Source organism: Acidovorax sp. sif0632, assembly GCF_019218805.1.
Lineage (GTDB): Bacteria > Pseudomonadota > Gammaproteobacteria > Burkholderiales > Burkholderiaceae_C > Acidovorax > Acidovorax facilis.
Map to the genome: position 1 here is coordinate 583,053 of NZ_JAHUWW010000003.1, position 24,630 is coordinate 607,682.

Here is a 24,630-nt window from a genome sequence, read left to right on the forward strand (position 1 = left end):
CCCAATTAGCTATCAAAACAGGAGCAAAAACTCGCAGTGCCTCAGCGCCCGCGCGCGGCCCGCACGCGCTCGAACACGCCCTGGGCATCGGCCCCTGCCCCGGCACCGCTGCCGGGGGTGGCCGACTGCAGGCTGGCCAGCAGCCGCGCCAGCACCGGCGCCTGGGGCAGCAAGGGACCCAGGAACAGCGCACGCTCGCCGTCGGCAATCAGCAGCGTGGGGAAGGTTTCCACGTCGAGGTCGCCCGCCAGATCGGATTCGTCCTCGATGTCCACCCATTCAAACCGCACGTCCGGATGCGCGCGGGCCAGTTCGTCGAACAGGGGGCGGTAGATGCCGCAGGTGCCACACCACGCTGCGCACAGGCACACGGCCCACCAACCACCGGGCGTGGCGGCCGCCGGGCTTGGCGGGGAGGACGGGGGCAATGCGGCGGGGCTGGACATCAAACGGGCTCCTGGGGCTGGCGTGGCGGGAGCCCTGTGAAGACAGCAGGCCCCGCGCTACAAACCACGCCGTTCGCGGGCGCGGTAAACCTCGATGGTACCCACACCCGGCGCCTGGTTGCCCCAGCTGTTGCGCACAAAGGTCGTCACCGCCGCCACGTCCTCGTCGGACAGAAACTGCTGGAACGGTGGCATGCCGTGCGGGCGCGGGTTGCCCGCCGTGGCAGGCAGATAGCCGCCCTGCAGCACCACGCGCACCAGGTTGGTGGGGTCGGCCAGCGTGACGGCGCGGTTGCCCGCCAGCGCGGGGAAGGCGCCGGGCTCGCCCTGCCCCTGGTCGCCGTGGCATTGGGCGCAGTGCTGTTCGTACACCTTGGCGCCGCGCGCCAGGGCGCTGGCCGGGGGCGCGGCCCCGGCAGCAGGCGCTTTGTGTTCTTGCTGCGGCAGCACCTGCAGATACACCGCCATGGCACGCGCATCGGTATCGCTCAGATACTGCGTGCTGCGGAACACCACCTCGGCCATGGGCCCCAGCACTGAGCCCTGCGGGGCCACGCCGGTTTTCAGCAAGGCCACCACGTCGTCGGTCGCCCACTCCTTCACGCCCGCCTCATGCGCGGCATTGAGCGCAGGGGCATACCAGTTCTGCACCGGGATCAGCCCGCCGGTAAAGGCCTTGGCGTCGGTGGTGGCGCCCAATGCGTTGCGCGGCGTATGGCAGGCGGTGCAATGGCCCAGGCCGTTGACAAGGTAGGCGCCCCGGTTGTATTCAGCCGACTGCGTGGGTTCGGGTTGAGGAGCCCCGGGCGTGAAGAACAGCGCCCGCCAAACACCCAGCGCCGCCTGCGTGTTGTACGGGAAACGCAGCGCGTGGTCGCGGTTGGACTCAGCGGCGGCGGGCAGGCTGTGCAGGTAGGCAAAGATGGCGTCCGAATCCTCGCGCGTCACCTGTGTGTAGTTGGGGTACGGAAAGGCCGGATACAACAGCCGCCCGTCCTTGCTGCGGCCGTGGTGCATGGCGCGCCAGAACTCGGCCGAGGTCCAGCTGCCGATGCCATGCGCCTTGTCGGGCGTGAGGTTGGAGCTGTGCACCACGCCAAACGGCGTCTCGATGCCGCGCCCGCCCGCAAAAGGCGCGCCGCCCTGCGTGGTATGGCAGGCCATGCAGTTGCCCACGCGGGCCAGGTATTCGCCGCGCTGAATCAATTCAGGTGTGCTCTGCAGCGTCTCGCCAGCGGGCAGAGGCTCTTCGCCGCGCAAGTTCAGGCTGATCAGCAGTGCTGCCGCAATGCCCAACGCGGCCAGAATGGAAGAGATCGTCCAGAGGATGCGTTTCATCGGTGCATCCCTTCTCAACGTGCAGCCGCAGCGGCCACGGGCACTTCGGCCACACCACCGCAGCGCGCGGGCATCGCAGCAGGCAAGGTGCGGGCGGGCTTGCCCCCCGCCGCCACGGGCTGGGCGGCCAACCAGGCCGAGACAGCACTCACATCGTCGGGCGTGAGCTGGCGGGCAATGTCGGCCATGCAGTCGGGCAGATGCGCACGGCGCTGGCCGGTCTTCCAGGCGCCCAGCTGGCTGTTGAGGTAGTCGCGCGGCAGGCCTAGCAGGCCGGGTATGGACGGGGTCACACCCGTCATGGCTGCGCCATGGCAGGCCACGCAGGCGGGGATGTTGCGGGCCACATCGCCCCCTTGCACCAGCTTGCGGCCTTGCTCCAGCACAGCGGCGGGCGCTTGTGGTGCGGGCGGCGGCGGGTAAGGCAAGTCCAGCGCTGCAAAGTGCTCGGCCATCTCGCGCAGGTAGTCGTCGGTCAGGTGTTCAATCAGGTAAGTCATCTGCGGGTAGCTGCGCCGCCCGTCCCGAAAGTTGAGCAGTTGGTTGGCCAGGTAGCCCGCCGGTTTGCCCGCAATGCGCGGAAAGTACCCGTCCGGCGTGGCCCGGCCCTCTTTGCCGTGGCACGCGGTACAGGCCAGCACGCGCGAGGACATGGACGACACGGGCACCGTGGCCGCAGGGGTGGCAGGAGGCGTGCTGGCGGGCACCGTCTGGGCCGCAGCGCCAGCCGTCAACGCCAGCGCCACCAGGGCAGCCGCGCCGGGTGCGGAAAAAACAGGGCGCAGCAAGCCGCGCAGGCAATCGATCATGGGGATTTTTCCGTGGGGAAACGGTCGGCGGGCACCCACAAGCCGTGCGCTCGGGGCATGCACCAACACAAGCCGACACTCTACGCCCAGCGGCAAAAACAGTACAGATTCAGTTTCCTGTTAAAAATACAGATCAGTTTGACAAGCAGCCAGCCCCACCACCACAATGAAACGCTACGAACGCCACGCTGACACCATCGCGCAGCTCATCCACAGCGGCGCGCTGCGGCCTGGCGACCGCGTGCCTTCGGTGCGCGAGGCCAGCCGCACGCGGGGCATCAGCCCGTCCACCGTGTTCGAGGCGTACTACCTGCTGGAGGCCCAGGGCCTCATCCACGCCCGGCCGCGCTCGGGCTACTACGTGAGCGCCCGGCTGCCCAGCACGGCCGAGGCCCGCCCCGCCGAGCCCCTGCCCTCGCAGCCCGCCGCCACTTCCACCGGCGTGGCGATCAGCGACCTGGTGTTCGAGGTGCTGGGCCTGGCCCGTGACCGCGATCTGGTACCGCTGGGCTCGGCCTTCCCGGGGCTGGAGCTGTTTCCGCTGGACCGCCTGGCGCGGTGCCTGGCCAGCGGCATGCGCAAGCTCGACCCCTGGAACATCGTGCAAAGCCTGCCGCCCGGGGACGAGCGCCTGCGCCAGCAGATCGCGCTGCGCTACGGCCTGCACGGCAGCGCGGTGGATGTGGAAGAAATCATCATCACCAACGGCGCGATGGAGGCGCTCAACCTCTGCCTGGAGGCCGTCACCCAGCCGGGCGATGTGGTGGTGGTCGAATCGCCCACCTTCTACGCCGCGCTGCAGGCGCTGGAGCGGCTGAACCTGCAGGCGCTGGAGATCGCCACCCACCCACGCGACGGCATCGACCTGGCTGCGCTGGCCGAGGCGCTGCAGCGCCAGCCGGCCCACCAACCGGTCAAGGCCTGCTGGCTCATGCCCAGCTTTCAAAACCCGCTGGGCAGCCTGATGCCGGAGGACAAAAAACGCGAACTCGTGGCACTGCTCGCCCGCCACCAGATCCCGCTGATCGAGGACGACGTGTATGGCGAACTGCACTTCGGCCCCCAGCGCCCGCCGCCTGCCAAGGCGTTTGATGGCGAGGGACTGGTCATGCACTGCAGCTCGTTCAGCAAAAGCCTGGCGCCCGGCTACCGCGTGGGCTGGGTGGCGGCGGGCCGCTTTGCCACGGCGGTGCAGCGGCTCAAGCTGATGACCACCCTATCAGCCGCCACACCATCGCAGCAGGCGCTTTCCGAATACCTGGCCCAGGGCGGCTACGACCGGCACCTGCGCGCGCTGCGCCGCAGCCTGGAACAGCAGCAGGCGATTGCGCTGGCGGCGGTGGCCCAGCACTTCCCGCGGGGCACGCGCGTGTCGCGGCCCGAGGGGGGTTACTTTTTGTGGGCAGAGCTTCCGCAGGAGGTCGATGCACTGGCGCTGCATCGTCAGGCACTCGCGCAGGGCATCAGCCTGGCGCCCGGGCAGATTTTTTCGGCCGACCGGCGTTTTGCGCACTGCGTGCGCATCAACTACGGGCACCCGGCACACGACCGCCTGCAACCCGCCCTGGAATGCGTGGGCCGTCTGGCAACTGTGCTGGCGGCCGAGGGTGCGCGCACACCCCCTGGTGAGTGCACCAACAGCTCAAATCTATAGAGCGGCCACTGCAGCACAACCTGTCCGGCACAGACACGGGTCTGAGCCAGGGCGAAAACAAAAAAGCACGCTGAGGATGCCCCTCAGCGTGCTTTATTTTTGATAGCTACCTGCGCTTGATGGGCAAGCGCCAGGGCCTGTTTTTATCCATATCCCTCGTCGCTCTCCCTCAGGCGGGGGCATGCCCGCTCAGAAGCTCTCCCATTCGTCGTCGTTGCCGCCCTTGGCTGCGGCTGCAGGCGCTGGCGCGCTGGCAACCGGGGGCCTGGTGCTGGCTGTAGGGGCGGCTGCGCTGGCCTTGGGCGCTGCCAGGCTGGCCTGGGGTTTGGCGGGCTTTGCACTGCCGATCTTGCTGGCGCCTTTGGTCGCGGCTGCACTGCGTTGTGCGTTGAATGCCGGGGCAGCGATGGGCGCTCGGGGTGCCGGTGCTGGCGCGCTGCGCATGGCGTTGGCGTCGAGCTTGAACACGGCAACGGCGTTGACCAGTTCGCCGGCCTGGGCGTTCAGGGCGCTGGCAGCAGCCGCCATTTCTTCCACCAACGCTGCGTTTTGCTGCGTGGCCTGGTCCATCTGCGTGACGGCTTCTCCCACTTGGCCCACTCCTGCGCTTTGTTCGCTGCTGGCGGCGCTGATCTCTCCCATGATGTCCGTCACTCTGCGGATGGAGGCCACCACTTCGGTCATGGTGGCCCCTGCCTTGTCCACGAGGGCCGTGCCTTGTTCCACGCGCTCTACGCTGGCGGTGATGAGGGCTTTGATTTCCTTGGCGGCTTCTGCGCTGCGCCCTGCCAGGCTGCGCACTTCGCCGGCCACCACCGCAAAGCCCCGGCCTTGTTCTCCGGCCCGGGCGGCTTCCACGGCGGCGTTCAGGGCCAGGATGTTGGTCTGAAAGGCGATGCCGTCGATCACGCTGATGATGTCGGCGATCTTTCTGCTGCTGTCGTTGATGCCTTTCATGGTCTCGACCACTTCGGCCACCACGTCGCCGCCTTGCACGGCCACGGTGCTGGCGCTCACCGCCAGCTGGTTGGCGGCCCGGGCGTTGTCGGCGTTCTGGCGTACGGTGGAGCCCAGCTCTTCCATCGAGGCTGCCGTTTCTTCTAGCGCGCTGGCCTGCTGTTCTGTGCGTGCCGACAGGTCGTTGTTGCCCGAGGCAATCTGTGAGCTCGCCGAGGCAACCCCTTCCGCGTTCTGGCGCACCGAGCCCACGGTGTTCACCAGACTTTGCTGCATGCGCTGCAAGGCGCCCAGCAGGTGGCCGGTTTCGTCCTTGGAACTCACGGTGATCTGGCCACTGAGATCGCCGCTGGCCACACGGTCGGCAGCCTCCACGGCCTGCGCCAGGGGGCGGGTGATGGAGCGGATGATGGTGATGGCGAGAAAGACGGCAATCGCAATGGCGAGCACGCCAGCGATCAACACATCCCGTTGCAGCGCAGCGGCGGCAGCTTCGGCCCGCTCACCTGCTTTGACCGTGGTCTGGGCCTGAAACTCAACCTGCTCCTGAATAGCCGCCTGGTAGGCAAGCTGCGCGGGGCGATACTGCTCTTCCAGCAGCTTGGTGGCTTCGTCCTTCTGCCCTTGCTGGATCATGGTGAGGTACTGCACGCCAATCTTTGCAAAGTCTGCGCGCCGCTGTTGCATGCGCGCCAGAATTTCTTTGCCTTTTTCCGAGACGATCAGCGCGTCAAGGGTTTTGTACTGCGCGTCCACTTCCGCCCTCGACGCGGCAATCTGGTCCATGGACGACTTAGTCACGGCCTCGGTCGTGAAAATCGCCAGATTGCGCACCTGGATGGCTTGCACATTCACCCGGTCGGTCAACGTGCCCAGTGCTTTAGTGATGGGGATGCGAACGTCAATCACATCCTTCAGCTCTGCGCGCTGGCTCGCAGACTGGATCAGGCTGACCGCCCCCAGCGCGATGAGCAACAACACCATGACGGCAAACGCTACGGTAAGTCGGGTTGATATCTTCAGCTGATTCATCCTGCTTCTCCTCTGGACTGGTGGTGGTTTGAAGGTGGTTTTTTTGGCTGTCACCACCTTAGCCGTGAGCGATCTTTGTCACCAGTGCTATTTCGCCGCGGCGCAGCAACTCCGACCTGGGCGCCACAGATCACCCTGCACTCGCCCAGGCATTTATTGACAAAACGCCGCATCCGGTCGGTTCAGTGCGTTCCCCACCCCGCCGCGGCCCCGGCCTGCCCGGTTGGGATTGGAGAGCTAGCTCCAGTCCCAGCCCCGGTGCGCAGGCAAAAAAATGCTACCTTCCACAGCGGCCCTACCGCAGGTGCGCCCTCCGCTTTTGACTGACGATCCGATGCCCCTTTTCAGCAACAAAGAAACCGATCCCAACCACATCCCCGCCCCGGGCCTGCCCCTGCTGGCGCTGGAGCTGCGGGCGCCCTGGGAGTTTGGCGCGGTGCTGCCCGCCTGGCCGGTGCTGCAGCGCGCCCCGCTGGGCGACGGCCACACGGTGATCGTGTTCCCGGGCCTCACGGCAGGTGACGCCACCACCGTGCCGCTGCGCCGCTACCTGGATTCGCGCAACTACGACACCCTGGGCTGGGGCCAGGGCCTGAACCTGGGCCCCCGCGATGGCGTGCTGGAAACCGCCAAGCGGCAGCTGCAGGAGGCCGCCCAAGCCAGTGGCGGCAAGGTGAGCCTGGTGGGCTGGAGCCTGGGCGGCGTCTATGCCCGCGAGCTGGCCAAGGAGATGCCCGACCTGGTGCGCTGTGTGATCACACTGGGCACGCCATTCGCAGGGCACCACACCTCGACCAATGCCTGGCGCATCTACCAGTTCGCCAGCGGCCGCAACATCGAGCGCGAAACCGAGAGCTACAACCTGCCCGAAGCGCCCCCCGTGCCCACCACCAGCATCTACTCGCGCACAGATGGTGTGGTGGCCTGGCGCGGCAGCATCCAGGCCCCGGCGGCGCACAACCCGCACACCGAAAACATCGAAGTGGTGGCCAGCCACTTTGGCATCGGCCTGAACCCCAGCGCCTGGTGGGCCGTGGCCGACCGCCTGCGGCAACCGCATGGGCCGGAAGTGGTCTGGCAGCCTTTTCAGCGCCCCCGGGTTCCGGGCTTGCACCTGGTGTATCCAGATCCCCACCGCTAAGCGACTTGCGCGGGGCTGTGCAGCCAGTCCGCCCACAGAAATAGAAAACAGAGAACAAAAAAAGCACGCTGAGGATGCCCCTCAGCGTGCTTTTCTTTTGATAGCTACCCGCGCTTGATGGGCAAGCGCCAGGGCCTGTTTTTATCCATATCCCTCGTCGCTCTCCCTCAGGCGGGGGCATGCCCGCTCAGAAGCTCTCCCATTCGTCGTCGTTGCCGCCCTTGGCTGCGGCTGCAGGCGCTGGCGCGCTGGCAACCGGGGGCCTGGTGCTGGCTGTAGGGGCGGCTGCGCTGGCCTTGGGCGCTGCCAGGCTGGCCTGGGGTTTGGCGGGCTTTGCACTGCCGATCTTGCTGGCGCCTTTGGTCGCGGCTGCACTGCGTTGTGCGTTGAATGCCGGGGCAGCGATGGGCGCTCGGGGTGCCGGTGCTGGCGCGCTGCGCATGGCGTTGGCGTCGAGCTTGAACACGGCAACGGCGTTGACCAGTTCGCCGGCCTGGGCGTTCAGGGCGCTGGCAGCAGCCGCCATTTCTTCCACCAACGCTGCGTTTTGCTGCGTGGCCTGGTCCATCTGCGTGACGGCTTCTCCCACTTGGCCCACTCCTGCGCTTTGTTCGCTGCTGGCGGCGCTGATCTCTCCCATGATGTCCGTCACTCTGCGGATGGAGGCCACCACTTCGGTCATGGTGGCCCCTGCCTTGTCCACGAGGGCCGTGCCTTGTTCCACGCGCTCTACGCTGGCGGTGATGAGGGCTTTGATTTCCTTGGCGGCTTCTGCGCTGCGCCCTGCCAGGCTGCGCACTTCGCCGGCCACCACCGCAAAGCCCCGGCCTTGTTCTCCGGCCCGGGCGGCTTCCACGGCGGCGTTCAGGGCCAGGATGTTGGTCTGAAAGGCGATGCCGTCGATCACGCTGATGATGTCGGCGATCTTTCTGCTGCTGTCGTTGATGCCTTTCATGGTCTCGACCACTTCGGCCACCACGTCGCCGCCTTGCACGGCCACGGTGCTGGCGCTCACCGCCAGCTGGTTGGCGGCCCGGGCGTTGTCGGCGTTCTGGCGTACGGTGGAGCCCAGCTCTTCCATCGAGGCTGCCGTTTCTTCCAGCGCGCTGGCCTGCTGTTCTGTGCGTGCCGACAGGTCGTTGTTGCCCGAGGCAATCTGTGAGCTCGCCGAGGCAACCCCTTCCGCGTTGCTGCGCACGCCGGACACCACGTGCGCCAGGTTGGCACGCATGTCACCGAGCGCGGTGAGCAACTGGCCCATTTCGTCCTTGCCGCCAGGCGGCACCTCGGTGGTGAGGTCGCCCTCGGCAATTGCGCGGGCCGCCCGCACAGCATGGTGGGCCGGCCGGGAGACGGTGCGCGTAATGCCCACACCCAGCAAGGCCGCCAGCACCACACACACCGCCAGGGTGCCCAGCAGCCACAGGCGCGCCGTGGCGAATACTTCACGCCCTTCGGCACTGGCTTGCAACGCGGCCTCGGAATTGATCTTCTGCAGTTCGCCCAGCGTTTCTGCCGCGGCGACAAAAGCGGCTTCCGACTCGCCCGCATAGAGCATGCCCAGGGCGTCGCCGGTGAGTTCCAGCGTCTCGGCGTTGGTGAAGTCCACGCCCGAGGCGATCTCCAGCAATTTGGCCTGGAGCTTGATGTATTCGGCTTTGCGCTGCTTGTAGGCGGTATAGACCTCGCGCTCCTTGTCCATGTCGATGAGGGCCTCGTACGCAACCTCGACCTTGTCCAGATCCTTGTGGCGCAGGGTTACCTGCTCGGAAAACGCCTTGACTTCCGCCACGCTGCGCGAGGTGACCACCCCCGCCTCGGAGCGCCGCATGCGGTTGAGCAACACGCGCAGCTCCCCCGTTTGCGCCACGCTGGGCAGCAAGTTGGTGGCGATCTGGTCCGCCCCCTGGTGGATGCGGGACATCTGCACCAGCGCCATCACGCCCAGCAAGGTGGTGAACAGCACCACCGCCAAAAATCCCGCTCCCAGCTTGACGCCGATGCGCAGATCGGAAACTCTCATGGATCACCCTTCACATTGCGTTTGCCCAAAAGGCACTTCGACGCATGCCAATCTGTATTGCTCAGCACCGCATACTTGTAACCAAATGCAGTCTAGCAGTGCCTGCCGCGCTGCAAAGTGGGCTTTCCCCTTACAGAACAACACCGCGCGGCCAAAAAAAAGCATGCGGGCTTGTGGCGCGCATGCTTTGTCGGGAACGCTGGAAGGCTATTGTATTTGTAGCTAATCCCGCTTTACCAAAAAGCCTTGGAGGCTATTTGATGCCCAATTTTCTTCAGGCGTTCGACTTCTTGAAAGCCTCGATGCCGTCCGTGATTTCCTTCTTGGCGGCGTCAATGCCTTCCCAGCCCAGCACCTTGACCCACTTGCCCTTTTCCAGGTCCTTGTAGTGCTCGAAGAAGTGGGCGATGGCGTTGCGGCGCATGGCATTCACGTCGTCGATGTTCTGCCAGTGGTCGTACATGGGCAACACTTTGGAGGTGGGCACGGCAATGACCTTGCCATCCACACCGGCCTCGTCTTCCATCATCAGGATGCCCAGCGGGCGGCACGGCACGACCACACCGGGGTGCAGCGCGTAGGGGGTGATCACCAGCACATCCACCGGGTCGCCGTCGCCCGACAGCGTCTGTGGCACGTAGCCGTAGTTGGTGGGGTAGTGCATGGCCGTGGTCATGAAACGGTCCACGAAGATCGCGCCCGATTCCTTGTCCACTTCGTACTTGATCGGGTCAGAGTTCATCGGGATCTCGATGACCACGTTGAAGGCTTCGGGGACGTTCTTACCTGGGGGGACGTTGTTGAGGGACATGTCTTTGGAGAGTGGTTTGTTGACGGTAACCCGCGAAGCGGCCGACGCTGACACAGCGCAACGAACCGTCGGGATTAACCCTGATTTTAGGCGCACGCCCCTTTCTGCCCGCTTGCAAACCGGCGTTTGCCTGTAAATTGGGCCTGTTGGCCAATCGACTCCTACCGCACAACGCACGGGGAGCACGAGGAAGCAACGCAGCGGGGATGCCACCGATGCGTTGGTCCCCCTCCGTGCAACACAACCCTAGGAGAATTGAATGGCTGCAAGTTCAGCACTGACATCCCCTCTCATCCTCGCCCTCGTTTGCGGGCTCATCGCGGTGGCCTACGGCATCTGGGCTCGGGGCTGGATTCTTTCCAAAGACCCGGGCAACGCCCGCATGCAGGAGATCGCCGCCGCCATCCAGGCCGGCGCGGCGGCCTACCTCGCCCGCCAGTACAAGACCATCGCCATCGTGGGCGTGGTGCTGGCCATCCTGATAGGCATCTTTCTGGACATGACGACGGCCGTTGGCTTCGTGCTGGGCGCCTTTCTGTCGGGGGCCTGTGGCTTCATCGGCATGAACGTGTCGGTGCGCGCCAACGTGCGCACCGCGCAGGCGGCCACCCACGGCATTGGACCGGCACTGGACGTGGCGTTTCGCGGCGGGGCCATCACCGGCATGCTGGTGGTGGGGCTGGGCCTCTTGGGCGTCACGGGCTTTTACTGGTTCCTGGCGGGCAATGGCAACCTCACGCCCACGGCCAACCTGGCCACGCTGCTCAACCCGCTGATCGGCTTTGCGTTTGGCTCGTCGCTGATCTCGATCTTTGCGCGCCTGGGCGGCGGCATCTTCACCAAGGGCGCCGACGTGGGCGCCGATCTGGTGGGCAAGGTGGAGGCCGGCATTCCTGAAGACGACCCGCGCAACCCCGCCGTGATCGCCGACAACGTGGGCGACAACGTGGGTGACTGCGCCGGCATGGCGGCCGACCTGTTCGAGACCTATGCGGTGACGCTGATCGCCACCATGGTGCTGGGCGCGCTGCTGGTGGCCACCGCGCCCGTCAACGCCGTGGTCTACCCCCTGGCGCTGGGGGCTGTGTCCATCATTGCATCCATCATTGGCTGCTTCTTCGTCAAGGCCTCGCCCGGCATGAAGAATGTGATGCCCGCGCTGTACAAGGGCCTGGCGATTGCGGGTGCGCTCTCGCTCGTCGCCTTCTACTTTGTCACCGTCTGGATCATGCCGGACAACTCCATCACCGCCACCGGCAGCCAGATGAAGCTGTTCGGTGCCTGCGCCACCGGGCTGGTGTTGACGGCTGCTCTGGTGTGGATCACCGAGTTCTACACCGGCACGCAGTATTCGCCCGTGCAGCACATCGCGCAGGCGTCCACCACCGGGCACGGCACCAACATCATCGCGGGCCTGGGCGTGTCGATGCGCTCCACCGCCTGGCCGGTGATCTTTGTGTGCCTGGCCATCCTGTCGGCCTACCAGCTGGCGGGCCTGTACGGCATTGCGGTGGCGGCCATGTCGATGCTCTCCATGGCGGGCATCGTGGTGGCGCTGGACGCCTATGGCCCCATCACCGACAACGCAGGCGGCATTGCCGAAATGGCCGAGCTGCCCAGCAGCGTGCGCGACATCACCGACCCGCTGGACGCCGTGGGCAACACCACCAAGGCCGTGACCAAGGGCTATGCGATTGGCTCGGCGGGCCTGGCCGCGCTGGTGCTGTTTGCCGACTACACGCACAAGCTGGAGAGCTACGGCAAGGCCATCACGTTTGACCTGTCCGACCCGTTGGTCATCATCGGCCTGTTCATCGGCGGGTTGATCCCCTACCTGTTCGGCGCCATGGCGATGGAGGCCGTGGGCCGCGCGGCCGGGGCCGTGGTGGTGGAGGTGCGCCGACAGTTCCGCGATATTCCCGGGATCATGGAGGGCACCGCCAAGCCTGAATACGGCAAGGCGGTGGACATGCTGACCACCGCCGCCATCAAGGAGATGGTGATCCCCAGCCTGCTGCCTGTGGTGGTGCCCATCGTGGTGGGCCTGCTGCTGGGGCCCAAGGCGCTGGGCGGTTTGCTCATGGGCACCATCGTCACCGGCCTCTTCGTTGCCATCAGCATGTGCACGGGCGGCGGCGCATGGGACAACGCCAAGAAGTACATCGAGGACGGCCACCATGGCGGCAAGGGCAGCGAGGCCCACAAGGCCGCAGTGACCGGGGACACTGTGGGCGACCCCTACAAGGACACGGCCGGCCCGGCCATCAACCCGCTGATCAAGATCATCAACATCGTGGCGCTGCTCATCGTGCCGCTGGTGGTCAAGTTTCACGGTGGGTGAAACCACAGCCCCGGTCTGACAAGCCGGGAATCCAGGTAAACAAGGGGCCGCGGGCCCCTTTTTGCCGCGTACCATGGCGGGCACCGGTTCCCGTCCTCCCAGAAGATGGCCTTGAAACACACCACACCGTCGGCCCCTGCCCCCTCCGCCAGCGACACCACGCCCTACCAGCACATCGTGCACGACGTGCTGGCACAGGCCCGGCCCCTGATGGAGCGCGTCGCCGAGGCCACGCGCATGTCCCTGCTCACGCGCCAGGACCAGGCCCGCACACCGGGCGAACACAACGCCATGCACGAAGCGCGGCAGCAGCTGTCGCGGCTCACGTCCGTGATGGGCGAGCGTTACCCCGACGCGCTGCGCAAGGCACTCGACCAGGAGGCGGCACAGAACCAGGAAAAACCCACACGCTCCCTGTTCACCGTCCATTTCGACGACCTTGAACTGATGGACGAGGCGCAGATCAACGACAGCGTGGAGCGCGCCCGCGCCCGGCAGGTGCTGTTCTCGGCCGTGGAAGGGCCGCTGGCCGACCTCGACGCCCTGGTGTGCGCGGCCCTGGGCCTGGCCCGCGTTCAGCCGGAGCACAACCCCCTGCGCCCCGAAGTCTTTCTACAGGCGCTGCAGACCGTGGTGTCGCAGATGCAGGTCACGCCGCAGGTGCGGCACGACTGGATGGGCCCCATGGCCCAGGCGCTGGGCACGGAGCTGCGGGGGCTCTATCTGGCGCAGATTGATCGGCTCAAGCTCAGCGGCGTGCAGCCCGTGGGCTATGCGATGCGCCAGGCCGATGGCCAGGTGGTCTACGTGGCGCCCACCGAAGGCGGCGCATCCCCCGGCTTTGCAGCAGACAACGACCTGTCCACAGCGGAAGGCCACGCCGACTCCCTGCTCACACTCGACCGCCTGCGCCGCCTGCTGCTGGGCGAGTTCAGCGAGAACCCGGCCCCCACGTCGGCGCCGACACACACGCCCTCCCCCCATTCAGACGAGAACTTCGCGGACCAATTCGCACGCGAGTTCGATAACCCCAACCAGCTTCCCCCCATCGACCCACCCGCCACGGACTTCGCAGCCACCGTGCCCGCCGCCTTCGAAGCGCTGCAGGCCATGAACCAGGTCGGCCACATGATGGAGAGACTGGGTGGCCAGCGCCCGCAGCAGGTCGGCAGCAGCACAGAGGGCAACCCTGCAGCCCCGCCGCGCAAACATTCCGGTGGACTGGGAGAGGCCTTGAGCATGGAGGTGGTGGCGCTGATGGTGGACAACATCGCGCGCGATGGTCGGCTGCTGTGGCCGGTGCAACAGTTCATCCGCGCGCTGGAGCCGGCCTTGATACAGCTGGCCGTAGCCGACCCCCGTTTCTTCAGCCACAAGGAGCACCCCGCGCGCCGACTGCTGCAAGACATCACCGACCGCAGCCTGGCCTTCAACAGCCCCGAAGCTCCCGGCTTCCAGAGCTTCATGCGCTCGCTCATGAACATCGCGGGCCCGCTGGCCACCGCCACCATCGACGGGCCCGACGATTTCGAGCATGTGCTCCAGCACTTGCACGCCAAATGGGCAGAAAAGGACCAGCAGCGCAAACAGGAACGCCAGCGCGCCATCGAGGCCTTGCAGCACGCGGAACAGCGCCACCTGCTGGCCGCCCGGATTTCGCGCGACCTCTCGCTGCGGCCTGATTTCGGCAAGGTGCCCGACGAAATTTCCCGTTTTCTGCTCGGCCCCTGGTCCCAAGTCATGGCCCAGGCGCGCCTGACCGACACCACCCGCAGCGCCGACCCAGGCCGCTACGAGGAGCTGGTGGACGCCCTGATCTGGAGCACGCAGCCCACCTTGACCCGCGCGAACACAGGCCAGCTGGCGCGCCTGCTGCCCAAACTGCTGGCCAAGCTGCGCGAGGGCCTGGCGTCCATCGACTACCCGGCCGCCCGAACCGAGGCCGTCTTCGAACTGCTGATGGAACTGCACCAGCAAGCCTTCAAGCCCGGGCCCCGGGTGGCCACCAAGCCCGCCGCCCCGCCGCCCCAACCACCGGCTGTGGCGCAGCCCGCCCCGCTGGAGGATGACGATCCGTGGGTCGCCCCGTCCGAGGCCAAGGAATCCGGCTATGTGGACATCTCACAGTCCCCGGTATCGGAGAGCGCCGAGCTTGTGCCCGAATCCACCAGCACCACCAGCGGCCCGGCCACTTTGCCCCACCTGGCCTCAAGCGCGCCCTTGGCCCCATTGGCTGTTGGGACCTGGGTCAACCTGCAAGTGGCAGGCCAGTGGGAACGCACCCAGCTGTCCTGGATCGGCTCGCAAGGCCAGCTTTTCCTCTTCACCAGCGCATCGGGCCGGACCCAATCGATGACTCTGCGGCTGCTGGAGCGGCTCTTCCACCAGGGCGCCGTGCAGGTGTTGACCGAGCAGACCGTGGTGGACGGCGCCCTGGACGCCGTGGCACAGGCGGCCATGCGCAACAGCGTGGAGAGCAGGCTATGAATTTACTCCTAGAAAAATAGCTTATAACGCTTGATGGATAAGCGCTAGAGCCCATTTTCAATCAAAATTAATATCCCATCTCCTTGGCCATCCGGCCAAGGCCCGCCACCTTCGCGGCACACCCTGGTGTTCCCCGGGTAGTCAAACTCCAACGGGGGTGCTACGCTGGGGGCGTCCAGTCCAAGGCTTTGCGACATTCGAGAGATTGAAGGGATTTGTCAGGGCCTTAGCCCGCTTCGGCGGGCTTTTTTACGCCTCTCTCGCTGACAGGCGGGCTTTTTACGCCGTCTCCCGAGCGGCGGGCAACACAAGCACCACACGCAGGCCGCCCAGGTCGGCAGGCTCCAGATCCAGCCGCCCGCCGTACAGGGCCGCCAGGTCCTGCACGATGGCCAGGCCCAGCCCCGTGCCCGGCACCGTTTCGTCCAGCCGCACGCCACGCTCCACCGCCTGCGCACGCTGCGCCGCACCGATGCCGGGGCCGTCGTCCTCGACACTGACGACCATCTGGGACGGCTGCCCGCCAAGGACCTGCGCCTGCAAGCGCACGGTGGACTGCGCCCATTTGCAGGCGTTGTCCAGCAGGTTACCCAGCATTTCCTGCAGGTCCTGCGCCTCGCCCGCAAAGAACAGCGGGGCATCGGGCAGCGCCACCGTGATGTCCACCCCGCGCCCGGCATGCACCTTGTTCATCACGCGCACCAGTCCGCCCACCACCGACTCCAGCGCCGTGCGCTGGCCCGGCAGGTGTGCCGATGCAGCCACGCGGGATCGCGCCAGGTGCCAGTCGATGTGGCGCCGCGCCACCTGCACCTGCTCGCGCACCAGTGCAGCCAGCGCTGCGCCATCACTGGGTGCTGGCGCGCAGGCCGCGTTCTCCAGCACCGAAAGCGGGGTTTTCAGGGCATGCGCCAGATTGCCTGCCTGGGTACGCGCGCGCTCCACCACTTCTGCATTGCGTTCCAGCACGGCGTTGAAGTCATCCACCAGCGGCTGCATCTCGGCAGGGAATGCGCCCTGCAACCGTGTGGTGCGTGCCTGCTGCACATCCTGCAAGCCCCGCTGCAACGCCTGCAGAGGCCGCAGGCCCACGGCCACCTGGGCCCACGCGGCCGCTGCCAGCAGCACCAGCAAGGCCGCCAGCGACAGCGCCAGCACGCGCGTGAACTGCGCGGTGGCCGCTTGGGTGGCCTGCAGATCGGCCGCCACGATCAGCCGCCAGCGCGCCGCATCCGTGCCCTCGGCACGCACGGTGCGCTCCAGCACCAGCAAGGGCGCGCCCTGCGGGCCTGCCACTTCGTGCACATGCACGGCACCGTCAGCCAGCGCATCCACCTGCAGGGCCAGGCTGGTGTCCCACAAGGAGCGTGAACGCAGCACCCCAGCCCGGCCGCGCCCATCGGGCGCCATGGCGTCCACCTGCCAATACAGGCCCGAATAGGGTTTGAGCCAGCGCGGGTCTGACAAAGCCTGCGCGGCAATCACCGGCTGGCCCTGGGCATCAAACTCCAGCCGCGCCGTGACCTGGTCCAGCTGCTGCACAAGGGCCGCCTCGAACTGGCGCTGCACATGCTCGCGGAACAGCCCACTCAGCACCAGGCCCGCCAGCACCACCGCCACCGTCAGCCCCGCCACGGTCACGGCCAGCAGCCGGAACCGCAGGGAGCGTGACCAGTGCAAACCGCCCCGGTTCGCGCCCCGTTTCATGGCGGCACCAGGCGGTAGCCCATGCCACGCACCGTCTCGATACGGGCCGCGCTGGCCGACGGCGACTGCAGTTTTTTGCGCAGGCGCCCCACAAAGACTTCGATGGTGTTGGAGTCCCGGTCAAAGTCCTGCGCGTAGATGTGTTCGGTCAGCTCGGCACGTGACACCAACACGCCAGGCCGGTGCATGAGGTAGTCGAGCACCTTGTACTCGTGCGCCGTGAGCGCCACGGGCTGGCCCGCGCAGGTCATGCGGCCGCTGCGGGTGTCCAGCGACCAGTCGCCACACTGCAGCACCGCAGACGCCTGCCCGCTGGCGCGGCGGATCAGCGCACGCAGGCGTGCCAGCAACTCTTCGAGGTGAAAGGGCTTGGTCAGATAGTCATCGGCACCCGCATCAATGCCCGCCACCTTCTCGTGCCAGTTGTCCCGCGCGGTGAGGATCAGCACCGGCATGTTGCGCCCCTCGGCCCGCCAGCGCTTGAGCACCGTGAGCCCATCCACCACCGGCAGGCCCAGGTCCAGCACCACGGCATCCACGGCCTCGGTGTCGCCCAGAAACTGCGCGTCGCGCCCGTTGTCGGCCTCGTCCACGGTGTAGCCCGCAGCTTGCAGCGCGGTGCGCAACTGGGTGCGCAGCTGCGTATCGTCTTCTACGAGGAGGATGCGCATGGGCTATAGAACCTGTTCAGTGTCTTTTTAGGGTCGCACAAGTACCTTGCCCGAAGGGTTGGAATGAAATCGGGCGATTGGAAGCCTCGTCTGCTTGCATGGGCACGAGCCCACGCGGGGCAGTCTTAGCGGTGTTCTCGGCCGGTACGTTGATCGTCGCGCGATTTGACGCGCAGCACCTCGGCCGTGCGTGCATCGAGCTTGACCTTGGTCAACTGCCCCGCAGGTGTGAGCACCTTGATCTCGTAAATCCAGCGATCCCGCTCATGCTCCAGCTCCACTTCGAGCACCTGGCCAGGCACTTCGCGCTGCAGGCGCTCCAGCACTGCAGGCAGCGGCAGCACCTGGCCCGCCTGCACGGCCTGGCGGGCGCGGTCGTGGTCGTCTTTGCCGCTGGCCAAGGCGTTTGGCGCGATTACCGCTGCCGCCCACAGCAGACAAGCTGCAGCGCCCCAGCGCATGGCGTGGCGGCGCTCTGAAGCACGGTGGGGGGAAAAAAGCATGGGTGCATTGTCCCGCGCAGTGTCTGAACGGCCGATGAACAGCCCTTTCACGCGCCGTTCAGGCTGGGGTTTCAACAATGGCTGCATAGGACAACCAACACCCACAAGGACACCGCGATGACAACCGTTCGCACTCTGGCCCTGGCTGCACTGTGCCTCTGGGCTGCGGCCAGCCCCAGCCACGCCGCCGACACCACCGCCGCCCAGCAGCTCGCGCACTGGAGCGCACAGGCAGGCAGCCCCGGCAATGCCGACAAGGGCAAGGTGTTCTTCACCACCCGCCACGGTGGCGAGTGGTCTTGCACATCCTGCCACGGCACGCCACCCACCGCCCAGGGCAAACACGCCAGCACCGGCAAGTCGATAGCGCCCCTGGCCCCTGCCTTCAACCCCAAGGCATTCACCGACACCGCCAAGGTGGACAAATGGTTCCGCCGCAACTGCAACGACGTGCTGAGCCGCGAATGCACGGCCATGGAAAAGGCCGATGTGTTGGCCTACGTTAGCGCCTTCAACGCACTCAAGCCTTGAATCTCAACACCATGAAGAAACTTACCCCCATTCGCCCCGCCCCCATGGCCGCAGCACTGTGCATGCTGGCCCTGCAGGCGCTCCCCAGCGCCCATGCCGACAGCGGGCGCGCCATGCCCCGCAACGTGCCCAGTGCTTTCACGCAGGAATGCGCCGCCTGCCACACCGCCTACCCGCCCGGGCTGCTGCCCTCTGCGTCGTGGAACCGCGTGATGACGGGGCTCGACAAGCACTATGGCACCGATGCATCGCTGGACGCGGCCACCGTGCGCCAGCTCAACCAGTGGCTGCAGGCACACGCCGGCACCTACAAGCGCGTGAACGAGGAGCCCCCCGAGGACCGCATCACCCGCTCAGCCTGGTTTGAGCGCAAACACCGAAAGATCGAGCCCGCCGCCTGGAAGCTTGCCGGCGTGAAAAGCGCCGCCAACTGCGCGGCCTGCCACACGGGTGCCGACCAAGGGCAATTTGACGACCACGACCTGCGCATGCCGGCGGGGCTGGATGCCCGATCACGCCGCGCCTGGAACGACTGAGAGCGGTGAATCTGAGATGCATCCCATCAAGGAAAACACTATGAACAACACCCCTTCCCTCCAACCCGCCAGCGCCGCAGCGCAGCCAGCCGCTGCCAAGGGCCCCAGCCGCCGGGTCACCGACGCGCCCACGCGCATGTTCCACTGGCTGTTTGCGCTCTGCTTTGTGGGCGCCTACGCCACCGCCGATGGCGAGCACTGGCGGCTGCTGCACGTCACGTTGGGCTACACCATGGCGGGCCTGCTGGGCTTTCGCGTGCTGTACGGAATCTTTGGCCCGCGCACTTCGGGCCTGGGCTTGCTGTGGCGCAAGCTGGCCGGGGCTCCCGCATGGCTGCGCACCCTGTCCCAAGCACGCTCTGCCAGCCAGGTGAGCCAGGTGAACTGGCGCCAGGGGCAAAACCTGCTGATGGCACTGGCGGTGGTGCTGCTGCTGGTCCTGGTCGTTCCTATCACCTTGAGCGGCTATGCCACCTACAACGATTGGGGCGACGTGTTGGGTGGCGACTGGATCGAAGAAGTGCACGAGTTCTTCGGAGAAGCCATGCTGTTTGTCGTGCTGGCCCACCTCGCATTGATTGCCGGCCTGAGCATGCTGCGGCGCAAGAATCAGGCGCTGCCCATGGTGACCGGGCGCGTGGAAGGCCCCGGGCCCAACCTGGTGCAGAAAAACCGCACCTGGCTGGCGGCCGCGCTGCTGCTGGCAGTGCTGGCCTTTGGCGCATGGGAGTGGCAGCAATCGCCCAATGGTTTGATTGCCAGCGGCACGACGAGCGAGCGCAGCAGACACCACGATGACGACTGAATCCCGTCAAAACAACTTTCAGGATCAACCCATGAAAATCTATATGTGTGTGGTCTGCGGCTGGATCTATGACGAAGCTGCAGGCTTGCCCGATGAGGGCATTGCGCCAGGCACCCTGTGGGCCGATGTGCCCGACGATTGGCGGTGCCCAGAGTGCAATGTGGGCAAGGCAGACTTTGTGCTGTGCGAGGTGTGAGGTGCAAGGAGTGATCTGGGAAACAGCTGCACCAGCACACTGACACTTTCACGCATCAAAGGTATAAGAAAGATCGCCTCAAGACTCCACACGCCCCCAGATGCCCGCACAACCCCCACAGACTGGCCTTGACCCGGCCGTTGCCGCCCAGCGCCTGCGTGAAGAAGGCCCCAACGAACTGGGCATCAGCCAGCGCCGCACGCTGCGCGACATGGCCTGGGACGTGGTGCGCGAGCCCATGTTCTTGCTGCTGCTGGGTGCAGGCGGCATCTACCTGGCGATGGGCGACGCGCACGAGGCCCTGATCCTGCTGGGCTTTGTGGTGATCATCATGACCATCACGGTGCTGCAGGAGCGCCGCACCGACAACACCCTCAACGCCCTGCGCGACCTCTCCAGCCCCCGCGCGCTGGCGCTGCGAGGCGGCACCATGGTGCGCATCGCAGGCCGCGATGTGGTACGCGAAGACCTCTTGATGATTGCCGAGGGCGACCGCATCCCGGCTGACGGCACCCTGCTGCAGGCGCACGAGCTGGCCACCAACGAATCGATGCTGACCGGTGAATCCGAGCCCGTGGCCAAGCAGATTGCCGACAAGGTATTTGCAGGCACGCTGGTGGTCAGCGGCCAGGGCCTGCTGCAGGTGACGGCCGTGGGGCGCCATACCGAGCTGGGCCGCATTGGCCAGTCGCTTGACACCATTGCGCTGCAGGCCTCGCCATTGCGTGAAGAAATGGCACGGCTCACCCACAAGCTCGTGCTGATCGGTCTGTCGCTGTGCGTGCTGCTGGTGGCCCTGTTCTGGGCACTGCGCGGCGACGCGTTGCAAGCCGTGCTGGCAGGCATCACGCTGGCCATGGGCATCCTGCCGCAAGAGCTGCCGGTGATCATGATCGTCTTCCTGGCCCTGGCTGCACGGCGGCTGGCGGCGCAGCAGGTATTGACGCGGCGACTCAACGCCATCGAAACGCTGGGGCAGACCACCGTGCTGTGCGTGGACAAGACCGGCACCCTCACGCAAAACCGCATGGCCGTGGCCGCACTGTGCATTGCGGGCGAGGAGCTGGATGTGCAGAACCTGCCCGAAAAAGCAGCCGAAGCAGGTGGCACGGCGCTGCCAGAGGCCTTTCACGAACTGCTCGAATACGCCGTGCTGGCCAGCGAGATCGAACCGCACGACCCCATGGAGCAGGCCTTTCACCGCATGGCGGGGAATCATCTGGCAGGCACCGAGCACCTGCACCCCGCCTGGTCGCTGGCGCGCGAATATGAGCTCTCGCCCCAGCTGCTGGCCATGAGCCACTTGTGGCGCGACGGCACATCCGCGCACGACACCGTGGCCACCAAGGGTGCGCCCGAAGCCGTGGCCGACCTGTGCCACCTGCCTGACGCCGAGCGCGCCACCGTCAGCGCCCAGGCCGCTCGGCTGGCCGATCAGGGCCTTCGGGTGCTGGGCGTGGCCAAGGCCCGGCACAGCGTGCAAGACGACTGGCCCGGCATTCAGCACGACTTTGACTTTGAATGGCTGGGCCTCGTGGCCCTGGCCGACCCCCTGCGACCCGAGGTGCCACAGGCGATTGCAGAGTGTCACCAGGCGGGTATCCGCGTGGTGATGATCACAGGCGACCACCCCCGCACCGCACGCGCGATTGCAGCCCAGGCGGGCATCGCCCACGACCAGGTCGTCACCGGCGATGAAATGGCCTTGATGTCCCCCGACATGCTCACCGGCAAAGTCCGGCAGGTCAGCGTGTTTGCGCGCATCAAGCCGCACCAGAAGCTGGCGCTGGTCGAAGCCCTCAAGGCCCAGGGCGAGGTGGTGGCCATGACGGGCGATGGTGTGAACGACGCCCCCGCCCTCAAGGCCGCCCACATCGGCATCGCAATGGGCCAGCGCGGCACCGACGTGGCGCGCGAGGCCGCAGCGCTGGTGCTGCTGCACGACGACTTCGCTGCCATTGTTCAGGCCATCCACCGGGGGCGGCAGACCTTTGCCAACCTGCGCCAGGCCATGGTCTACACGCTCGCCGTGCATGTGCCCATCATCGGGCTGGCGCTGCTGCCGGTGCTGTTTGGGCTGCCGCTGGTGCTGGCACCGCTGCACATTGCGTTTCTGGAACTGGTCATCGACCCGGCCTGCTCCATCGTCTTTGAGGCCGAGGAAGGTGCGGCCGACCTTATGCGGCAGCCGCCGCGCCGCGCCGATGAACCCTTGCTTTCAGCCCGCCACATCCTGCTGAGCCTGATGCAGGGCGGCGTGGTGACGGCTGCCGTGGTGGGCCTCTATGCCTGGCTGCTGGGCCAGGCCGCGCATGCTGCCACGGCCAGCACGGCCGCCTTCGTGGTGCTGGTGGCGGCCAACGCAGCGCTCATCCTGCCCAGCCGCAGCAACCAGACCAGCTGGCGCAGCCTGTGGGCGGGCCTCACCCCCGTCAGCCTGTGGGTGCTGGGCGGCACACTGGCGGCGCTGACTGCCATCACCACAGTACCTTGGCTGGCCTCAGCCTTCAAGTTTGCGCCGTTGCCGCCCCTGCATTGGCTCATGGCGATGGTGGCCGGGTTGACATTGACAGGGCTCTTTGCAGCCAACAAACGATGGCTCCGCCCCCCAACGCTGGCGCACAATCATCCGACCGTCTGACCATCCCGCCACACACCATGCCCATTGTTCTGGAATCGCTCGACCACGTTGTACTCACCGTTGCCAGCATTGAAAAAACCATCGCGTTCTATGAGCGTGTGCTTGGCATGACTGCGCGGGAGTTCAAGCCCCGGCGGTATGCGCTGCACTTCGGCGATCAAAAGATCAATCTGCACGAAGTAGGCACGGTGGTGGACCCGAACGTGCGACATGCCACCGCGGGTTCTGCCGACCTGTGTTTTCTCACGCAAACCCCGTTGGAAGAAGTGGTGACACATCTGCAAGCTGAAGGCGTCTCCATCGTGCAAGGCCCGGTGGGTGCTACGGGAGCGTGCCACAAGTTGCTGTCGGTTTACATCTATGACCCGGACGAAAACCTGATCGAGATCGCCAACGAAGTGTGAACGGTCAAAGATCCGTCGAGGTGGCCGCGCGCAGCAGCGATGCAGCGGGCGCCACCAGCTCCTGCAGCTGTCCGGCGCGCCCCTGTTCGATGGACTGGAGCACCATCTCGTTGATACCCCCCACCACCGCCATGGCCATCATGGGCTGCAGCGGGGCCTTGCGCAGGGGCGCCCCCGGGCGGTTGTTCACCACCTCCAGCATCAGGTCTACCAACTGCTGGTTGACGCGCCGCCGCGCGGCCAGGCCGGGCATGCCCAGGCCCAGGATTTCAATGAACAGAGTGCGCAGCAGAACCGGATTGCAGGCCAGCGCACCAAAGTACGCCGACATCGCCTGCTCCACCTGAGCCTGCCAATCGCTTTGGGGGTTGATGGCGCCACGCAGCACTGCCAGTGCGTTGCCGCTGGCCGATTCGTACAGCGCTGTCAGGCATTCGGCCTTGTCGGCAAAGTTCTCGTAGAAAGTACGGCGCGACACGCCAGCCTCGCGCACGATGTCTGCAATCGTGGTATCGGCATAGCCTTTGATCGCCACGGCGCGGGCCATGCCCTGCAGCAGGCGATCCCGATGTTCCCTACCCTCGGTGGCGCCAGGTCGGGGTGCGGCTTGCAGTGCGGTCATGCTGGCAGATTCCCTTGGGGTTAACAGGTACTTGACAGTACCACATGCGCACTCCATGATTCCTCACCGCTGGTACTACAACGTACCAAACCACAAAGACGTTATCTTTTTACCGAGCTCCCGGAGATCCATCCCCATGACCGAACTCGTCGTGCGACGCCTGCTCATTGACCTGGAAACGCCTTTTGACCGCCACTGGTGCGGCGGCGATGCGTTTCGCACGGCGTTCTTCAATGCGCTGTCGATGAGCTTCCCGGTGGGCGAACAGTTCTTCATCGACGCTGTGAAGGGCGGGCACAAAGCCATGCCGCCCGAGCAACACGCGCAATTTGCCGACGAGGTGCGCGGCTTCATCGGACAAGAGGCCACTCACCGCCGCATCCATGCGCTGTTCAATGGGCACCTCGAAAAGCAGGGCCTGGTCAACGAATGGGCGTCCCGCGCGCAGGAGCGCATGAAGCTTTTTGCCGGAGCCGACCCACGCCATCCCCTGGCCGTGACGGCTGCCAACGAGCACTTCACCGCGCTGCTGGCCGAATGGCTGCTGGCCCACCCCGAAACACTGGCGGGCGCCGAACCCCGCCTGGCCACCATGTGGCAATGGCATTGCGCCGAAGAGGCCGAGCACAAGAACACGGCGTTCGACATCTACCAGGCGCTGGGCGGCAACCACGAGTGGCGCGTCACCTGGTTCCGCCGCATCACCCTCGTCTTCTTGGGCGACGCCCTGCGCCAGACGGTGCTGAACCTGCGCCGCGACGGGACGCTGTGGAAATGGACCACCTGGGCCAGTGCGGCGCGCACGCTGTTTGGCAAGGGTGGCTTGGTGCGCGAAACCTGGCGCCCATGGCGCGAATACCTGCGCCGCGACTTTCACCCCAGCCAGCACGGCACGGACCTGTCACAGCAGTGGCTGGCCCAGCACAGCGACGCCTACGTGCCCGTGGGCGCACGCTGAGCCACAACGCCAGAATG

Annotated in this window: 21 protein-coding genes; 11 read left to right on the forward strand and 10 right to left on the reverse strand. The window is 66.1% G+C overall.

The annotated features are described in order from the left end of the window. Positions 1-41: 41 nt before the first annotated feature. Genes KW832_RS12660 through KW832_RS12670 form a run of 3 tightly spaced genes read right to left on the reverse strand, consistent with a single transcriptional unit; the run spans position 42 to position 2,593 of the window. A complete protein-coding gene (locus tag KW832_RS12660; RefSeq protein ID WP_218300148.1) occupies positions 42-446 on the reverse strand; it encodes a thioredoxin family protein in 405 nt (134 codons plus the stop codon). A gap of 57 nt (positions 447-503) precedes the next feature. Beyond that, a complete protein-coding gene (locus tag KW832_RS12665; RefSeq protein ID WP_218300149.1) occupies positions 504-1,784 on the reverse strand; it encodes a cytochrome c in 1,281 nt (426 codons plus the stop codon). 14 nt (positions 1,785-1,798) lie between these two features. Next, complete coding sequence (locus tag KW832_RS12670; RefSeq protein WP_121506020.1) at positions 1,799-2,593, reverse strand: c-type cytochrome; 795 nt, start codon at positions 2,591-2,593, stop codon at positions 1,799-1,801. Between the two features lie 166 nt (positions 2,594-2,759). On the opposite strand from KW832_RS12670, the gene KW832_RS12675 reads away from it, so the two are divergent. Continuing rightward, a complete protein-coding gene (locus KW832_RS12675; protein ID WP_218300150.1) occupies positions 2,760-4,247 on the forward strand; it encodes a PLP-dependent aminotransferase family protein in 1,488 nt (495 codons plus the stop codon). A 189-nt stretch (positions 4,248-4,436) separates the two neighbouring features. Here the strand turns inward: KW832_RS12675 and KW832_RS12680 are convergent, their stop codons facing one another. Further along, positions 4,437-6,236 (reverse strand): methyl-accepting chemotaxis protein, encoded by a 1,800-nt coding sequence (locus tag KW832_RS12680; RefSeq protein WP_218300151.1) that lies wholly within the window; start codon positions 6,234-6,236, stop codon positions 4,437-4,439. 334 nt (positions 6,237-6,570) lie between these two features. On the opposite strand from KW832_RS12680, the gene KW832_RS12685 reads away from it, so the two are divergent. Next, positions 6,571-7,377 carry a triacylglycerol lipase gene (locus tag KW832_RS12685; protein WP_218300152.1) on the forward strand — a complete coding sequence of 269 codons (807 nt, stop codon included), beginning with the start codon at positions 6,571-6,573 and terminating at the stop codon, positions 7,375-7,377. Positions 7,378-7,564: 187 nt separating this feature from the next. On the opposite strand, the gene KW832_RS12690 is transcribed toward KW832_RS12685, so the two are convergent. Both KW832_RS12690 and ppa read right to left on the reverse strand, forming a co-directional pair. Further along, positions 7,565-9,400, reverse strand: a complete 1,836-nt coding sequence (locus KW832_RS12690; RefSeq protein ID WP_218300153.1) for a methyl-accepting chemotaxis protein — start codon at positions 9,398-9,400, stop codon at positions 7,565-7,567. 274 nt (positions 9,401-9,674) lie between these two features. Next, complete coding sequence (gene ppa / locus KW832_RS12695) at positions 9,675-10,211, reverse strand: inorganic diphosphatase (RefSeq protein ID WP_055398170.1); 537 nt, start codon at positions 10,209-10,211, stop codon at positions 9,675-9,677. Between the two features lie 259 nt (positions 10,212-10,470). Here ppa and KW832_RS12700 point away from each other — a divergent pair, with 259 nt between their 5' ends. After that, entirely contained in the window at positions 10,471-12,552 is a 2,082-nt protein-coding gene (locus KW832_RS12700; RefSeq protein WP_121420493.1) for a sodium-translocating pyrophosphatase, read from the forward strand. Between the two features lie 105 nt (positions 12,553-12,657). Next, on the forward strand, positions 12,658-15,039 hold the full coding sequence (locus tag KW832_RS12705; protein ID WP_218300154.1) for a DUF1631 family protein: 2,382 nt from the start codon (positions 12,658-12,660) through the stop codon (positions 15,037-15,039). Positions 15,040-15,318: 279 nt separating this feature from the next. Here the strand turns inward: KW832_RS12705 and KW832_RS12710 are convergent, their stop codons facing one another. From KW832_RS12710 to KW832_RS12720, 3 genes are all read right to left on the reverse strand, one after another. Beyond that, positions 15,319-16,746 (reverse strand): sensor histidine kinase, encoded by a 1,428-nt coding sequence (locus KW832_RS12710; RefSeq protein WP_218300155.1) that lies wholly within the window; start codon positions 16,744-16,746, stop codon positions 15,319-15,321. Further along, positions 16,743-17,417 carry a response regulator transcription factor gene (locus KW832_RS12715; RefSeq protein ID WP_218300156.1) on the reverse strand — a complete coding sequence of 225 codons (675 nt, stop codon included), beginning with the start codon at positions 17,415-17,417 and terminating at the stop codon, positions 16,743-16,745. The genes KW832_RS12710 and KW832_RS12715 overlap by 4 nt, the downstream gene beginning before the upstream one ends. Before the next feature lie 125 nt (positions 17,418-17,542). After that, positions 17,543-17,920 carry a PepSY domain-containing protein gene (locus KW832_RS12720; protein ID WP_218300157.1) on the reverse strand — a complete coding sequence of 126 codons (378 nt, stop codon included), beginning with the start codon at positions 17,918-17,920 and terminating at the stop codon, positions 17,543-17,545. 117 nt (positions 17,921-18,037) lie between these two features. Between KW832_RS12720 and KW832_RS12725 the strand changes: the two genes are divergently transcribed. From KW832_RS12725 to KW832_RS12750, 6 genes are all read left to right on the forward strand, one after another. Next, entirely contained in the window at positions 18,038-18,451 is a 414-nt protein-coding gene (locus KW832_RS12725; RefSeq protein ID WP_218300158.1) for a DUF1924 domain-containing protein, read from the forward strand. An 11-nt stretch (positions 18,452-18,462) separates the two neighbouring features. Further along, the gene (locus KW832_RS12730) at positions 18,463-18,987 is read left to right on the forward strand and encodes a diheme cytochrome c (RefSeq protein WP_218300159.1); all 525 of its coding nucleotides are present in this window, start codon (positions 18,463-18,465) and stop codon (positions 18,985-18,987) included. 40 nt (positions 18,988-19,027) lie between these two features. Continuing rightward, positions 19,028-19,792, forward strand: a complete 765-nt coding sequence (locus KW832_RS12735) for a cytochrome b/b6 domain-containing protein (RefSeq protein ID WP_218300160.1) — start codon at positions 19,028-19,030, stop codon at positions 19,790-19,792. A gap of 31 nt (positions 19,793-19,823) precedes the next feature. Further along, on the forward strand, positions 19,824-19,988 hold the full coding sequence (locus KW832_RS12740; RefSeq protein WP_055398177.1) for a rubredoxin: 165 nt from the start codon (positions 19,824-19,826) through the stop codon (positions 19,986-19,988). 100 nt (positions 19,989-20,088) lie between these two features. Further along, positions 20,089-22,629 carry a cation-translocating P-type ATPase gene (locus KW832_RS12745; RefSeq protein ID WP_218300162.1) on the forward strand — a complete coding sequence of 847 codons (2,541 nt, stop codon included), beginning with the start codon at positions 20,089-20,091 and terminating at the stop codon, positions 22,627-22,629. Between the two features lie 17 nt (positions 22,630-22,646). Further along, positions 22,647-23,033 carry a VOC family protein gene (locus tag KW832_RS12750; RefSeq protein WP_121420501.1) on the forward strand — a complete coding sequence of 129 codons (387 nt, stop codon included), beginning with the start codon at positions 22,647-22,649 and terminating at the stop codon, positions 23,031-23,033. A gap of 4 nt (positions 23,034-23,037) precedes the next feature. On the opposite strand, the gene KW832_RS12755 is transcribed toward KW832_RS12750, so the two are convergent. Further along, positions 23,038-23,655: a TetR/AcrR family transcriptional regulator gene (locus KW832_RS12755; RefSeq protein ID WP_218300163.1), complete on the reverse strand. Its 618-nt coding sequence runs from the start codon at positions 23,653-23,655 to the stop codon at positions 23,038-23,040. A 136-nt stretch (positions 23,656-23,791) separates the two neighbouring features. On the opposite strand from KW832_RS12755, the gene KW832_RS12760 reads away from it, so the two are divergent. Beyond that, the gene (locus KW832_RS12760) at positions 23,792-24,613 is read left to right on the forward strand and encodes a metal-dependent hydrolase (RefSeq protein ID WP_218300164.1); all 822 of its coding nucleotides are present in this window, start codon (positions 23,792-23,794) and stop codon (positions 24,611-24,613) included. Positions 24,614-24,630: the final 17 nt, after the last annotated feature.